The organism is Streptomyces sp. AK08-02 (assembly GCF_033795085.1).
Taxonomy (GTDB): Bacteria; Actinomycetota; Actinomycetes; order Streptomycetales; family Streptomycetaceae; genus Streptomyces; species Streptomyces echiniscabiei.
This window is the reverse complement of the sequence record NZ_JARAZV010000004.1, coordinates 1-13659: the sequence shown is the minus strand read 5'-3', so window position 1 is coordinate 13659 and position 13659 is coordinate 1. Positions and strand designations below refer to the sequence as shown.

The following is a 13659-nucleotide window of genomic DNA, read 5'->3' as shown; positions in this document are numbered from 1 at the left end:
GAGGCTCCTTCGCGTCGAGGGTGGGCGGGTCAGGAGACTTCGGGCTGTGGGTCGAGGAGTACGGCGGAGACGATCGTCATGGGCTGCCGGCACCGGCCGCACTCGACGACGACCGTTCCGGCGTTGGAGTAGCAGGGGTTCACCTCGAACTCCGTGCCGCTGTTGGTGCAGGCCTCGTTGTCGTCGCGGGCAACGACGGAGTACCAGAGCGCGGGCTCGAAGACGGGCGTGGTCACAGGCCGATCACCATCCAGTTCACGAGGGTCGCTGTTGTGTTGGTGCGGGTGGTCCACACGGTCAGACCCGACGAGGTCACCGATGTGGCGCTTGCGCCGGTGACCTGCGATCCGGGCGCGGTCGTGGTGGCTACGGCGTAGCCGAGGAATGTGCTGCCCTTGACGCTCAAGCCGGTCACGGCGATCGAGGTCGGGGTGTTCGCGGCGGACGGCGTGATGGAGACCTGTCCCCAGGCCAGACTTCCCGCGGTCAGGACGCCGGAGACGTCGAACCCGCACTGGCCGCCACCCTCGGCCTGCACGTACACGTACGGCGTCGCGCCGGCGAAGAGGGACTCCAGGATCAGCAAGGCCTGGTGGTCGGCTGCCCCGACCGCGCCCGAGGAGAGGGTGAGGTCGGAGTACTGGTAGGCGTCGCTGTCGTAGTAGGCGCGGCCCGGTACCTGAACGAGGCCGTCCTCGACCGGCCGGAACGCGAGTTCACCGGAGCCGAGGTAGGACGAGATATTGATGGGGCTCTGCAGGCCGCGCGTCCACAGGCCTCCGCCACCGCTGCCGTCGGGCGCCAGCTCGGCCAGCAGGACCGTTCCGTCCGCCGAGTACAGGCGGACGTTGCTCGCGGTCGCCGCACCGAGCCGCCGGGCGGCCCGCAGCTCGGTCACCTGGCGCTCCAGCGCGACGAGGCGGCGGGCGAGGCTGGTGGCGTCGGCGGGCAGCTGGTCGAGCTGTCGGGGCATCAGCCCTCCTCCACGAGTACCGGCCGGACCCGGTCCGCGCCGGCGTCCAGCTCCCACGCCCAGCAGCGGGCCGTCATGTCCGTGCCGTCCGGGTGCCGGGGCGACGTCTCGACAGCGAGGTGGATGCTGTCGCCCAGCCCCCAGTCCTGGCCCAGGCGCGGGGCCCGGGAGGCGACCGCCTCCACGGACCACACCTGGGCTCCCTGCGCCATCAGCGACAGCGAGCGGGCGGCGTGCGCGTCCAGCTGGTCAGGGTCCGTCACGCCGGTCGCGGGCGTGAACCGGTATTCCCAGCGCGGCCAGCCGTTCGCGATCAGCACGGTCGCCACATGTGGCACCGAGGTGAGACGCGAGATGCCCTCCCCCTCCCCGCGTGCGGTGACGACGGTGGCACCCTTGCCCGCCTCGTAGGACTCGCCGAGCGTGTAGGCGTTGACGCAGCCCGGGAAGTCGAACGTGACCGCGGTCGCGGTGTGCACGCCGACCGAGGGGCGCACCCGCAGCGGGAACTGGAACCCGGAATGGGCGCCGTTCCAGGTCACGTCGATGGTCCACTCGGGGCCGCCGTCCATGCCCATCAGTTCCTGGAGACAGGACAGGATCGTTTTGTCGTCGCCGTCCTGGGTCAGGTAGTCGAGGTTCGTCCCGATGGCCGGGGCGTCGATGACGAGCGGCGGCCCGTCGGTGAGCGCTGGTGTGGCCAGGGCGGTGACGATCGCGGCCTGGTCGGTGGCGATGAGGGTCTGGGTGCCTGGGTAGCGGCCGTCCAAATACCTTTCCAGGGTGGCCGCGCCGAGCTGCACACTCTGCCCGCTACCGCCCTCTCTCGTGACGACGGCGCCCGCCCACAGCGGGATGTCGGTGACCGTGTCGACGGCGACCAGCAGCGTGGCGCCCGGCGCGGTGGCCTCCGCCCAACCGGCCGGGGCGCCGGGCAGAGCGAGGGTCGCCTGCAGGGTGGTGGTGTCGCCGAGGCGGCGGGACAGTGCCCCAGACGGGGTGAGCGCGGGCAGGTCCTCGATGATGCCGCCGGTGCGCAGGTCGCACCCGAACCAGGCCAGGGTGACGGCGCTCATCCGGGCAGCGGTTCGACGATGAGCTGTCCGTCGGACACCCGGGTTACCGAGCCGATCGCGCCGGCCGCGGACACCTGGTAGACGGGCGTGATCGTGAGGGACGCGCCAGCGGTCAGGCCGGACAGGACGTACACCCGGCTCGCGTAGGTGCGGGCCCCGATCGTCGTGACGCTGTTCTTCTCGGAGGCGCCCATGGTGGATGCGCCGGTGGCCCGCCACGACGCCCATGCCGTCGCCGAGCCGGAGACCGTGTTCGCGACGGCCGCGCCGATCGTCACCCGCACCTGCCCCGAGGGCGGCACAGTCACCGTCACGGGCGGCCACTGCCCGGCCGTGAAGTCGACGAAACTGCCGGTCGTGAACGAGCCCGGCATGCTGATCTGGTCGGACGCCGACACGGCCAGCGGCGACACGGTCCGCCACGCACTCCCGTTCCAGCGGCGCAGGTTGCTGCCGTCGTCCCAGTACTGGCCGGTGTAGGGGCTGCTGGGTGCGGCGGTGGCGGGCAGGATGCCGCCCGGGGCGACGGTGTACGGCCGCACGGCGGTGGACACCGAGGCGGTGCCGCCGTTCGAGACGGACAGCACAGTGATCGTGGCGAGCGGCATGTAGATCTGCGTGCCCGCCGGCGTCGGTGCCACGGGAGATCCGGCGGGGGTCCCCGCCAGGTAGACGACGTCGCCTTTGTTGAGGCCAGACGCGTCGACCGAGTTGTCCCACACCCGCAGGTAGACGAGGTCGATGCGGTTGAGGGTGGCATGCGCGGCGGTGTAGACGCCCGGGGACACCGACGAGGGGAACGCCACCCGGTAGATGCCCTGCCCGGCGTAGGCGACCGCTGCGACACCGGCCGAGCAGTTGATCGTCGTACCGGCCAGGGTGACGGTCAGGCCCGGGTCGCCGGGGCGCACACCGGACCGGGAGCCGAGGGCGGTCCCGTCGTTCATGACGAGCATGGCGTCCGCGTTGCGGGCCTCCAGGCCCGAGAACGTCAGGGTGTCGATGGCCCATACGTCTACCGGCATACCGGCCTCCTCACATCCATGCCGAGCGCCAGGCGGCGGTCAGCATCGCGGTCGCGTTGTAGGTGCCCGACTGGAACTGGTAGCTGACGGACGAGCCGGCGGGGATGACGGGCCAGCCCCCGGCAACGGTCATGAACCGGCGCCTCGACACACCGCCGTTCAGCAGCACGGTCCGGGCGTCGGTGTCGATGGTCAGGACGTCCCCGGTGACCAGGTCCAGGGAGTAGATGAGCTGACGCACCGTGCCGTCCGGGTAGAGAGCGGCGATGACAGGTGCGACGACCGGGCCGGTGATGGTGAGGACCGGCCGGGTGTCGACGGTCCCCGCGTTCGCCGCGGTGATCTGCCCGGAGACGGTCGCCGCCGAGAACGTGAGGGGAAACGATGAGGGGAAGGCCAGGCCACCGGTCGTCGACGGCAGCGCGGTCGTGCCGGTACCCAGGGTGGTGCTGTAGCGGCGCGGGTCCTGCGCGGTCACCATCACCGAGTACGTCGCCGTGGTGTTCGTGACGTACTGCATGAGCGGTTTCCCGCTGCGTCGCACCGTGGCCTGCTTCGACACCGTCTCCCACACCGTCAGCACGGTGTCGGTGAGCGAGGCAGCCGCCCGGAGCCGTTCCATCGACGCTTCGAGGAGGTCCTGCGTCGCGGCGACGATGGTGCCGGCCAGGGTGACGGGCCGTGACCCGAGGTAGACGGGGGACGCCCATGCGCCGTGGTCGGCCTCGCGGTCGGTGTACTCCGCGCGGACCTCCGGGCTGTCCCAGCCGTCCAGGCTCTGGAGGAACCAGGCGGTGCCGTCGGAGTCGACGGCACCCAGGTCCACACTGCCCAGGCTCGCCCTGAGGCCGTCCAGGGCGGCGCCCGGCGTGTACGGCATACCGAACCCCCTTTCTCTCAGCCGGTGAAGGAGATGACACGGGCGATGTCGTGGGCCTGCTCCGCCGACGACTGCCGGGCGCCGTACAGGTTCACGGTGATCTGCCGGGACACCTCCCGGGCGACAGCCGCCGTCGAGACACCACCGCCTCCGTACCGGCCTGCGGGCACCATCTGGTAGCCCATGGCGGCGGCGGTCTTGGCGAGCAGCGCCCGCGACCGGGCGCTGCCGTTCCACGGGATCCACGACTCGCGCACCCCGGCCTCGCCGCCCAGGACCATGGCGGGCCGGTTGAGGATGCCGCCGGCCGCCATCGCCTTGCCGCCCTGCGCGACCCACTGGCGCACGAACGTCTCCTTGTTCGGAGCGGGCAGCGAACCGATCTGCTTGGTCATCTTCGGGACCAAGGCCTTGATCGTCGCCGTATCCAGCCCGGCCGCGATCAGGTCGGCATACCCGCGCCCCGGTCCGCCCCGCAGAGTCGACAGCAGAACCAGGCTGTTGGCGAGGTCCTCGCCGGTGAGCGTCGACTGCGCCTTGCCGACCTGCGCGTTGGCCGCAGCAGCCGCCTTGCTGTTGCCCACCGCCTCGGAGGCGAGAGTCATCGCGGAGGCGTCGCCCTGGGCAGCGAGCGCCTGGGCGAGATCCCCGAACCCGGCCGCCGCCAGCTTCTGCAGGTCGGCCGCGAACTTCTGCGACTCCTTCGTGCTGGAGCCGAGCTGGCTGGTGAAGTCCTTCAGCGTCGCCTTGGCGAAGTCGCCCGTCTTCTCCAGCTTGGCGACGATGTCCTTGAACTGTTTGTCGCTCGCCCCCGCGAGGGCGTTGACCAGGGCATAGCCGTCCTCGCCCATGCCCTCCAGCAGTGCCTGGAGCTCCTTGCCGCCCCGCTGCCCGATCCTCGACAGGCTCTTGCGCCACTTCTCGGTCTCCGCCACCGACTCGTTCAGCTGGGTCTGGTAGGCCTTCAGGTTGAACCCGCGCGGTGCCTTCGCCCCCTTCTTCAGGCCGAGTTCGGCATCGGCGGCGTAGACGTCGGCCCGCTCCTGGCGGACCCTGGCGTCGGCCGTGCCCTTCGCCTTGCGGGCGTCCGCGACCCGGTCCTGCGCGGCCTCCAGCTGCTTCTTCGTCGGCTTCGACCGGCGCACCCGCGCGAGGTTGCGCTCGGCGTCCTTGAGCGCGTCGGTCTTCTTCCGGGCGTCGGCGAGCGCCTTGGTGAGATCCGCCCACGCCTTCTTGAGGTCCTCGATCTCCTGGTCGTAGCGCGACTTGGCGTCCGACGGACCACCGAGAACTGGCCTGCCCGTCGGCGTGTACGTGAAGCCGGGGATGCCGCCGCCGGCGAACCACTGCACGCTGCCGCCGAGCCGCTTCACCGTCTCGGCGGCGATCTGCCTCGACCGGGGGCGCTTGTTGGCCGCGAGCGGAATGTAGGCCTCATCCCCGGCCTCGTCCTCCGCCCACACCCGCCAGGAGCCCTTGCGTGCGATCTGCGCGACGTGGTTCTCCCGCACCCCGCCGTCCGCGTAGAAGGACAGGATCGAGCCGTCGGCCTGCGCCCCGTAGTCGCGGTGCGCGGGAGCAACCTTGCTCTTGGTCCCCCTCGTGTAGAACGTCGTGGTCACGGCCACAGACTTGTCCTGCAGGGCACGGATCGCGGCGGCCAGGGCATCGACGGCTGTCTTCTGGGCACCGGTGGGCACGGTGATCATGACCTTCTTGCCCTTGAGGTTCTTGATCTTGAAGCCGAGGCGTTCGAGGGTGGCCCGTGCGTCCTTGTCCAGCGCGGACATGGTGAAGGACCTGCCCTTGGTCGAGGCGATCTTCCTCTTGACCGCCTCCAGGTCCCTCATGGCCGCCGCGGTCTTCGCCTCGACCTTCGTGGGCACCACCGGCGGCAGCCGCAGGTAAGCGCCCGTCAGCCTGTCGATCGCGTCCTTCGAGAACCCCAGCGCGGACATCTGCTCCTTGAGCAGCCTGATGTCCTTCGTCAGGACCTTCTGGCCAGCCTCCTGGCTGCCCTTCTGCTCGGCCACCGCGTTGGCGTTCTCCATCGCCGCTTTCGCGGCGTCCAGGAACGCGCCCTTGACGGCCTGCCCCTTCTCCGTGGTGACGTCGAGGCTGTGGCCGTTGTCCTTCACCGCGTCCGAGAGCGACTTCAGGGACTGGCGGAAGGCGATCTCGGACTCGGCCGCGGAGATGGCCCCGCCATTCAAGTTTTTCAGCGCGTCCGAGAGCTTCTCCGCTTCGGTCCGCTGGTCCTGCAGCTCGTCGGCGGTCATGCCGGCTTGCGTCGCCAGCTTGGCCTGCGCCTCGGCGGTGAGCTTGGACTGGGTGTCCGTGGACGCCAGCGCGTCCGAGTAGCCGGGCAGCAGCGTCAGCAGCTTCTCGGTGGACGTTCCCTGCGCCGCGGCCTCGGTGGCGAGCTTCGTGAACGCGTCCGCAGCGGTGTCCGCTGCGCCGCCCTGCACCAGTCCGCTCAGGGCCTCGTCGACCGACTTGACCTGGTCGCGGGCGTCCTGGAGGGCGATGTCCGACTCCATGAGGCCCTCGGTCAGCCCGAGAGTCAGCGAGTTGACGATGTCCGTGGCACGGTTCTCCCCGCTCGGGTGAGCCACACGCTGGACGGCCTTGCCGAACCCGTCGAGGTTCTCCCCGAAGACGCGTGCCGCTTCCCCGCCGGCCTTTCCCTTCTGGGCGAGGTCAACGAAGCTGTTGGCCATCTTCGACACCGACGCGGGCGCGTCCTTGAACTGGTCGTGGATCTTCTGTGCGGCGAACGAGATCAGCTCCAGGCCCGCGACGACAGCCCCGACTTGTCCCAGCCGCATCATCACGATCCGGGTGCGCGCGGCCGTGATGCCCATGGCCGTCATCGCGGCGCGCGTCGCCGCGATCCGCGGCAGCAGCAGCAGGATGCCCGCACCGGCCAGGGCCATGGCCCCGCCGACCCCGGTGAACAGGGTGACGGCGTGCTGAAGCTCTGGCGACAGCCCGTTGTAGGCGTTGATGAGGCTGGTGATCCACTTGGTCATCTGGCGCAGCGTGCCGTTGGCCGCCGAGCCGCTCTCGATGAGCGCGACCTCGATGGCGCCGCGCAGCCGCTCTACGTCACCGATCAGGTTGTCGGTCTGGATGCTGGCCATCCGACCGGCGGCGCCCTGGTCGTTGACGGACTTGACGTACTTGTTGATGCCCTCCGAGCCGAGCTCATACAAGATCGTTGCTGACCGGACGGCGTCCGCACCGAAGATCGTAGCCATGGCGGCGTTGCGGGCCTCGGGCGTCAGCTTGCTGAAGCTGGTCTTCATGCGGCCCGCGAGTTCGGACAGGCCGACGAACTTGCCGGACGCGTCGTAGGCGCTGAAGCCGATGGCGTCCATCGTGCCCTTGGCCTCTTTGGACTGCGGCACCAGTCGCTGAAGCATGACCTTGAGCGAGGTACCGGCGTCCGAGCCGATCAGCGCGTGGTCAGCGAACGCGGCCAGGGTGCCGACGGTGTCCTCGATGGACAGGCCGGTCTGGTGGGCCAGCAGACCGCCCATACGGAGCGACATGGCCAGGCCGTGCACGTCCGCGGCCGACTTGTTGGCGCCGGCCGCGAGCAGGTCCGCGATGTGGGTGACGTCCTTGCCCGCCAGGCCGAAGGTGTTCATCGCCTGCGCGGAGACGACGGCGGCCTCGGTGAGGTCGACCTGCCCGGAGGCGGCCAGCGCCAGCGACCCCTTCAGGGCGCCGCCGATGATGTCGGCGGTCGTGACGCCGGCGCGCGCGAGCTCGGCCTCGGCCCGGGCGGCCTCCGTCGCCGTGAAGCTGGTGGTCTTCCCGGCCTCCAGTGCGGCGGCCCGGAGCTTGCCCATCTCCTTCGCCGACGCGCCCGTGACCGCGCGGACGTTGGATAGCTCCTTGTCGAACTTGGCCGCTGCTGCGGCGGCGACCGCGAACGCCGTGACCAGCGCTGTGCCGGCGATGGCGCCCGCTTTGGCCATCTGCGACGTCTGCCGGGCGGCGTTGCGCATGTTGCGGGTGTACTGGTTGATGTCCGCGATCAGGCGGACGTTGACGGTACGGGTGGTCACAGCTCACCCCCGTCAGGATCGGGCGCTACGGGCGCCGTTCGATGTGGACGTGCAGCCCCTCGGACTTGCCGCCCTTGTCCTGGTAGGCCTTCACGGCCGTCGCTGACGCCGTGCAGGCGTGGCAGCGGATCAGCTCAGCTCGGTAGCTGAACTCGTTCGCCGCGTCGGTGGCCTCGCCCCACGGCTGTCTGCACTCCGGGCAGGCGTCCGCCTCGACGTCCAGCAGGGCGAACGCCCATGCCCGGTCCTCGGCCAGCCACAACGGCTCGCCCGGCCCGATGGCGCGCCCCATGAACACGGAGCGGGGCACGCCCCAGGCGCGGGCGGCTTCTACTTCTCGCCGCCAAGGCCCGCCAGGAGTGCGGAGGCGGCCAGCGAGAAAGGGGACGCGTCGGCTGCCGCGTCGTTGTTGACCTCCCACGCGGCGTCGAACAGGCGCTTCTGCTCGCCCTTGTTGACGATCTCGAACAGGGCTGCGGCCTGCTCGGGGGTCATCTTCGGGTCGACGCACGAGGCGACGATCAGCGCCGTCGGGAACGTCCGGTCGTCGAACAGCTCTCGTTCGTTGTCCGACGGGTGCGCGGCCAGGAGATCGCTGTAGGCCTGGTCGCCGATGAACCGCAGCACGAACGGCTCCTCGGCGGCCTTCGCCGCCGTCTGCGCGGTGCGCAGGTCGGCGGCGATCCGGCGGCCCGGGTGCTCGTCCACGAGGCTGGAGGGCTCCCACTCCTGCGACACCTGCGCCAGCTCGGCCGCGAGCCGTTCCGCCTCGCTGGCCAGGTCCCCCCGGACGCACACCCGGACGGTGCGCTCCCGGGGCTTGGCGGCCTTGAGGATGTCCTCGATGTTCGGCATCAGGCCACCGTCGCGGCGGTCGCCGGCGGGTTGGTGACCTTCATCGGCGAGGTGAACTTCATGACCTCGTTCGCGGCCGGGGCGTTGTTCTGCGGCTCGCCGCAGGTGATCGGGTAGATCTCGGCCTTCTGCCCGGCCGTCCAGGCGGTGGCGTAGGCGACGCCGCGGCGGATGGCGAGGTAGCCGCTGACGCCGTACTTGAGCGTCGCGTAGGGCAGGTCCTCAGGCGTGGTGGTGCCGCGCTTGAACGTCGTCTCGGTGTCGAAGCCCACGCGGCCCACGGTCTTGGTGTCGAAGGTCGACGCCAGGCTGGACGTGTCGACGTCCGCCGTGGACGGGTCGATCTTCAGGCCGTCGGGGGTGATGCGGGCCGTGAAGTCCTGGCCCGCCGTCAGCTCGGCCGCGGTCGGCGCGTTGATGTTGGCGATGCTGGCCACCCAGCTCACCTTGGTCATTCCGTCGTTGATCAGGTCGGACATGGACCCTCCTCAGGGCATGAAAAAAGCCCCGGGCAGGCGGGGCGGGCGAAGCGGACGGGACAGGCCGGGCGGGGTCAGATGACGAGGCTGGCGACGGTGACGCTGGTCGTCGACGAGTAGCTGACCGACGCGCTCACGCCGTCGACCGCCGACGCGAACAGGTCCGCCGTGATGGGGCCGATCAGCTTGTCGCCGGTCGTCGCCGGAACGGTCACGACGACGTCGGCGGCGGCCTGGCCGCGGACCTTCGCGGTCGCGGTGAGCGTGACGGTCATGCTGGAACCGTTGGTGTTCTTGACGTGCAGGAAGCTGCGTTCGCCGCACGTCACCGTGGTGGACGCGGCAGCAGCCGAGTAGGTCGGGGTCAGGCCGCTCAGTGCGACGGCCTGCTGGGCGAGAAGCGCCATGAGGGACTCTCCTGTCGGATCAGGCGGGGGTCGAGCAGATCCGGTACTGGACCGGCACGAAAAAAACGGGCGGGGTGACGTCGTCATCCCGCTGGACGGGCGGCCCGCCGAGGTCCTCGGCCGGCCAGCAGGACCGGCCGACGACCGTGAGGGGCGCGGCGAGGGCCTGGCGGACGCGGGAGGCGACCCACAGGGCGCGTTCGACGTCGCTGCCCACGCAGGTGACCTGCATCGTCGAGTCGAAGTGCGTGCGGTCGTCGGCGAGCGACGCCCGTACCGCCATGCCCGCATCCGGGTACAGCACGCAGAACTTGTCCGGCGGCGTCCAGCCCGAGCTGGCGGGGGCGCCGCCCACGTAGACCGTCAGCTCGGCGGTCTCCAGGGCGGCCTTGACGGCGTCCATGTGCGGCAGAACATCGGGGACGGTGACCATCGGCTCACCACCAGGCCAGGCCGCGCGCGGCGAGCAGTTCCATCTGAGCCAGGAACTGGGGCATCTCGGTGGCCAGTGCCCGGCCGCCGTCGTTGTGCGGCGGGTTGTGCACCGACCCGTACTCCAGGATCGCGCCCAGCGGGCCCTGCACCCCCGCCTTGTCCGGGCCGATCGTGGCCATGAACAGGTCGCGACCGTACGCAGCGAAGTCGAAGCCGATCGTGCGCGGGTAGTGCCTGGCGTGCTTCCCGCTGGTGGCCCGGGCGTTGGCCCGCCAGTTGTTCTTGACGTTGACGGCGCCGCGCATCGTGACCGCGCGGGCGTCCTTGCGGACGCGGGGGATGCTGCGGGCCAGGTGGCGTTCCAGGCGCCGTACGTCGCGCATGTCGAAGCGTGCCGCCGTCATGACCTGTCCTCCGTACTGATCCGCCAGGCCGTCGCCTGGTCATGGAACTGGGCTGCGACGACCCACAGAACCAGACCCGTCATGCGGGCATCGGGCGAGGCCAGGACCTCGATCCGCGTACCGGGCAGTACGCGGGTGCCGCCGGGCAGGACCGTGGCCCAGGGCAGCGATACCTCGTACTCACGGAGCAGCACCTCGCGTTCGCCGGCGGAAGTGTCCTCGCCGCCGCTCTGCCCGATGGGCTTGACCCGCGCCTTGCCCGAGTACAGCGTCGTCTTCGGCCCGGGCACCGTGGTGCCGGTGGTCCGGTTGAAGGTGTCGGCTGCCTGGGTGTAGAGGCGGACGGTGTCCCGCATCCGGGACTCGGCCGCCGCCCGGCCGGCGGCGAGGGCGCCGTCGACGTTCACGACTCCTCGACAGGTGCGCCCGGGACGATGCTGAACGCCACCTTCTTCGACGGTCTCAGCTCCTCCTTCTCGTCGTCGGACAGGTACACCTCGCCCCGCGAGCGGGACGAGTCGATCGTGTACGAGTAGTCGTCCAGCGACTCCTGCCGCTTCCCGTTCGGATTGTCCAGCTTCCGCAGCACCATGGCGCAGCAGACCTTCTTGGAGATGGCCGTGGGCGCGGTCGCGTACTGCGGGAACGGCTTCAGGATGAGCGCCTCGGCGTCGGCCAGCCAGGCGGTGGCCTGACGCTCCTCCGTTGCCGTCAGGTCACGGCCGAGCCGCTCGACCAGATCCGCGAGGGTTGCCAGTGCCACCGTCCGTCTCCCCTTCTACAGGCTGGCGAGGAAGCCGGTGCCCAGGCCGTGCTTGCGCTCGTTGCCGTACTTCAGGCCGACCTCGCCGTAGAGCTGGGTGCGCTCCTTGGCGCCGGTCTTGGCGAGCGGCTCGGCGAAGAAGTGGCCCTTGCCCGGGGTCTCCAGGTAGACCGGCTCGCACTCCTCCAGCGACGTGACCATGATCTTGTGCCTGGGCATGTGCCGGTCGAGCATGATGTTCAGCACGCCGAAGTCGGTCTGGATCGTCTGGAGGTTGACGCCGCCGACCGAACGGCTGGTCTCCTGGTACTTGCCGTAGGCGTTCGCGTAGGCGTCGGTGACGCCCCGCTTCGAGGTCGAGCCCACGACCAGCGTCGCGGTCTCCGACTCCATGATCCCGCCGTTGTCGTACACCTGCTGGAGCATCCCGTCGATGGCCGCCTTGGAGACGGCGACCAGCTTGGTGACGTTGGCGGTGCCGTCGCCGCCCGCCAGGTCGATGGCCGCGCCGCCCTTGGTCAGCGCCAGCTTGAAGGTGTTCGTGGTCACCGTCACCACGTAGTACGGGGTGTCCGCGCTGACACCGGTCAGGGTGACGATGGTGTCCAGGGTGACCTGGTCGCCAGCCACCAGGCCGTGAGCGGCGAGCGTGAACGCGTCCGTGCTGATCGCGCCCGCCGCGGAGCCGAGCGCCGAGCCGAAGCTCTGCACATTGGTGCTGATGGCCGTGATCATGCCGCGGGTCTTGCGGTTCGTCGTGTTGTCGGACGGCTTCTGGTAGACGCCGTTGATGAAGGACCACTCGACGTCCCTCACCATCTGCTTGAGCATCTGTTCGACCTGCCAGTCCAGCTCGTTGCGGACCGGGTTGGTGGCCTCGATGTTCAGACCCGAGTGCGCGCCGACCGCGGCGAGCTTCGTGTACGAGACGCCGACGGTCTCGTGGTGGATCTGCGTGATGTTGTCGACCGACCCGCGTACCCGCTCCTGGTCCGTGGGCGCGTCCGCACCCTCGAGGGCGGTGTTCTGCCCGGCGTTACGCAGGTCGAAGGTCTGCCACTCGAACTCCTTGGCGTTGGTCTGGCCGCCTCCGGTCAGACCGCCGATCGCGGAGAAGAACGGCGTGTCGTCCGGCGTCAGCTGGTGAAGGACGCCGGTGTAGTTGGGCAGGTTGTACGTCGTGCCCAGGGCGGTGATGCTCCCAGCCATGGGGGCTCCTTAGGGTGCGGGGCGCGGCGTACTGCCTGCCCGGGTGATCAGTTCTTGACGTTGGCGAGCTTGGCGTTTTCCAGGGACAGCACGGTGCGCCAGTCGCCCTTGGCTTTCGCCGCGGCGATCTGGTCCTCGACGCCGCCCGCGGTGCCGCCCGGGCGCGGTCCCTGCGACGGGTCCGGGCGCGGGGTGAGCGGACCGGACGGCGCCCAATGCGGCTTCTGGGTCAGGAGGTTGTCCAGCGCGGCCGTGATGGCGGCCCGGTCGACCGTGCCGTCCGCCGTGACGAAGGTGCCGCTCTGGAGGGCGGTCACCGCGTCCTGCGGGTCCTGGAAGCGGCCCGCGGCGAGGGCCTCGACCTGAGAGCTGACCGCGAGCCGGGTGGCCTGGTCGGCGCGCTCGGTGGCCGCCTTCAGTGCCTCCGCCTGCTTCTCCGCGTCGGTCTTGTCGCGGTCCTCGAACTCTTTGAGGCGGGCCGCCTGGTCCTTCTCCCGCTGCTCCGCTTCCTTGGCCCGCTTCTTCCACTCGGTGAGTGCCTTCTCTCCCTCCGGGCCCAGGGCCGGATCGTCGGCCGGTTTACCGCCCGCCGCCGGCACCGGGTCGGGTGCCGGCGGCTGAGGGACAGGAGACGGGGGTGCGCCCGGGCCGGTCCCGGGCGGCGGCGGATTGCCCGCCGCCGGGGGGACAGTCGGGTCCGGAGGTGTACTCATTACTGCTCCCGTTGCAGGAGGTGGTGACCGTCGGCGTTGCGCCGGGGTCAGGGCGAGGGCCCGGAGAGACGCCTCCCTCCGAGCCTGTGTGCGCTGCCGGATCACGCCGACTCGTCGTCTTGACGCCCGCGCACGGGGCCGATCAGGGGGCGGTCAGGCCAGGTAGCCGAAGCGCCGCAGCATGGCGAGCGCCTCGTCCCGGCTCGCCGCGAGCCGGTAGATCTCTTCGGGCATCAAGCGCGGCGTCAGCAGCCGGAAGTTCGCGGCCGTCGTCTGCCCGGCCGCGACCGCGCGCGCTCGTTCCTGCCGGTAGAAGGCGCCGCGCCGGGTCGTGCCCTCGGTGGTCGCCTGCACGCGGCGGCCG

The 13659-nt window shown here is 70.5% G+C and carries 16 protein-coding genes and 1 pseudogene; all 17 read right to left on the bottom strand.

The genetic code is table 11. The features are described from left to right. Positions 1-29: 29 nt before the first annotated feature. Positions 30-236 carry a hypothetical protein gene (locus tag PV734_RS08910; RefSeq protein ID WP_319289202.1) on the bottom strand — a complete coding sequence of 69 codons (207 nt, stop codon included), beginning with the start codon at positions 234-236 and terminating at the stop codon, positions 30-32. Beyond that, complete coding sequence (locus PV734_RS08905) at positions 233-973, bottom strand: hypothetical protein (RefSeq protein WP_319289201.1); 741 nt, start codon at positions 971-973, stop codon at positions 233-235. The genes PV734_RS08910 and PV734_RS08905 overlap by 4 nt, the downstream gene beginning before the upstream one ends. Further along, positions 973-2049 (bottom strand): hypothetical protein, encoded by a 1077-nt coding sequence (locus tag PV734_RS08900; RefSeq protein WP_319289200.1) that lies wholly within the window; start codon positions 2047-2049, stop codon positions 973-975. Before PV734_RS08900 ends, PV734_RS08905 begins: the two co-directional genes overlap by 1 nt. Further along, the gene (locus PV734_RS08895) at positions 2046-3074 is read right to left on the bottom strand and encodes a hypothetical protein (RefSeq protein WP_319289199.1); all 1029 of its coding nucleotides are present in this window, start codon (positions 3072-3074) and stop codon (positions 2046-2048) included. The genes PV734_RS08900 and PV734_RS08895 overlap by 4 nt, the downstream gene beginning before the upstream one ends. Before the next feature lie 10 nt (positions 3075-3084). Then, complete coding sequence (locus PV734_RS08890; protein WP_319289198.1) at positions 3085-3954, bottom strand: phage distal tail protein; 870 nt, start codon at positions 3952-3954, stop codon at positions 3085-3087. Between the two features lie 17 nt (positions 3955-3971). Beyond that, positions 3972-8030 carry a phage tail tape measure protein gene (locus PV734_RS08885; RefSeq protein ID WP_319289197.1) on the bottom strand — a complete coding sequence of 1353 codons (4059 nt, stop codon included), beginning with the start codon at positions 8028-8030 and terminating at the stop codon, positions 3972-3974. Between the two features lie 25 nt (positions 8031-8055). Beyond that, entirely contained in the window at positions 8056-8322 is a 267-nt protein-coding gene (locus PV734_RS08880) for a hypothetical protein (protein WP_319289196.1), read from the bottom strand. Positions 8323-8360: 38 nt separating this feature from the next. Next, on the bottom strand, positions 8361-8885 hold the full coding sequence (locus tag PV734_RS08875; protein ID WP_319289195.1) for a hypothetical protein: 525 nt from the start codon (positions 8883-8885) through the stop codon (positions 8361-8363). Then, the gene (locus PV734_RS08870) at positions 8885-9364 is read right to left on the bottom strand and encodes a hypothetical protein (protein WP_319289194.1); all 480 of its coding nucleotides are present in this window, start codon (positions 9362-9364) and stop codon (positions 8885-8887) included. The genes PV734_RS08875 and PV734_RS08870 overlap by 1 nt, the downstream gene beginning before the upstream one ends. Positions 9365-9438: 74 nt before the next feature. Continuing rightward, positions 9439-9771 carry a hypothetical protein gene (locus PV734_RS08865; RefSeq protein ID WP_319289193.1) on the bottom strand — a complete coding sequence of 111 codons (333 nt, stop codon included), beginning with the start codon at positions 9769-9771 and terminating at the stop codon, positions 9439-9441. Between the two features lie 19 nt (positions 9772-9790). After that, on the bottom strand, positions 9791-10204 hold the full coding sequence (locus tag PV734_RS08860) for a hypothetical protein (protein ID WP_319289192.1): 414 nt from the start codon (positions 10202-10204) through the stop codon (positions 9791-9793). Between the two features lie 4 nt (positions 10205-10208). Next, positions 10209-10610 carry a hypothetical protein gene (locus PV734_RS08855; RefSeq protein ID WP_319289191.1) on the bottom strand — a complete coding sequence of 134 codons (402 nt, stop codon included), beginning with the start codon at positions 10608-10610 and terminating at the stop codon, positions 10209-10211. Beyond that, positions 10607-11017 (bottom strand): DUF6093 family protein, encoded by a 411-nt coding sequence (locus tag PV734_RS08850; RefSeq protein WP_319289190.1) that lies wholly within the window; start codon positions 11015-11017, stop codon positions 10607-10609. Before PV734_RS08850 ends, PV734_RS08855 begins: the two co-directional genes overlap by 4 nt. Next, complete coding sequence (locus tag PV734_RS08845) at positions 11014-11373, bottom strand: hypothetical protein (protein ID WP_319289189.1); 360 nt, start codon at positions 11371-11373, stop codon at positions 11014-11016. Before PV734_RS08845 ends, PV734_RS08850 begins: the two co-directional genes overlap by 4 nt. A 15-nt stretch (positions 11374-11388) precedes the next feature. Beyond that, positions 11389-12582 carry an SU10 major capsid protein gene (locus PV734_RS08840; RefSeq protein WP_319289188.1) on the bottom strand — a complete coding sequence of 398 codons (1194 nt, stop codon included), beginning with the start codon at positions 12580-12582 and terminating at the stop codon, positions 11389-11391. 47 nt (positions 12583-12629) lie between these two features. Further along, positions 12630-13295, bottom strand: a complete 666-nt coding sequence (locus PV734_RS08835; RefSeq protein WP_319289187.1) for a hypothetical protein — start codon at positions 13293-13295, stop codon at positions 12630-12632. A 153-nt stretch (positions 13296-13448) separates the two neighbouring features. Then, positions 13449-13659: pseudogene (locus tag PV734_RS08830) on the bottom strand (hypothetical protein); the annotation flags it as partial.

Excerpts from the sequence above, each read along its gene's own strand:
- PV734_RS08840 (WP_319289188.1), bottom strand. The coding sequence starts at position 12,582 with ATGGCTGGGAGCATCACCGCCCTGGGCACGACGTACAACCTGCCCAAC.
- PV734_RS08860 (WP_319289192.1), bottom strand. The coding sequence starts at position 10,204 with ATGGTCACCGTCCCCGATGTTCTGCCGCACATGGACGCCGTCAAGGCC.
- PV734_RS08900 (WP_319289200.1), bottom strand. The coding sequence starts at position 2,049 with ATGAGCGCCGTCACCCTGGCCTGGTTCGGGTGCGACCTGCGCACCGGC.
- PV734_RS08895 (WP_319289199.1), bottom strand. The coding sequence starts at position 3,074 with ATGCCGGTAGACGTATGGGCCATCGACACCCTGACGTTCTCGGGCCTG.
- PV734_RS08905 (WP_319289201.1), bottom strand. The coding sequence starts at position 973 with ATGCCCCGACAGCTCGACCAGCTGCCCGCCGACGCCACCAGCCTCGCC.
- PV734_RS08890 (WP_319289198.1), bottom strand. The coding sequence starts at position 3,954 with ATGCCGTACACGCCGGGCGCCGCCCTGGACGGCCTCAGGGCGAGCCTG.
- PV734_RS08880 (WP_319289196.1), bottom strand. The coding sequence starts at position 8,322 with ATGGGGCGCGCCATCGGGCCGGGCGAGCCGTTGTGGCTGGCCGAGGAC.
- PV734_RS08835 (WP_319289187.1), bottom strand. The coding sequence starts at position 13,295 with ATGAGTACACCTCCGGACCCGACTGTCCCCCCGGCGGCGGGCAATCCG.
- PV734_RS08870 (WP_319289194.1), bottom strand. The coding sequence starts at position 9,364 with ATGTCCGACCTGATCAACGACGGAATGACCAAGGTGAGCTGGGTGGCC.
- PV734_RS08855 (WP_319289191.1), bottom strand. The coding sequence starts at position 10,610 with ATGACGGCGGCACGCTTCGACATGCGCGACGTACGGCGCCTGGAACGC.
- PV734_RS08875 (WP_319289195.1), bottom strand. The coding sequence starts at position 8,885 with ATGCCGAACATCGAGGACATCCTCAAGGCCGCCAAGCCCCGGGAGCGC.
- PV734_RS08865 (WP_319289193.1), bottom strand. The coding sequence starts at position 9,771 with ATGGCGCTTCTCGCCCAGCAGGCCGTCGCACTGAGCGGCCTGACCCCG.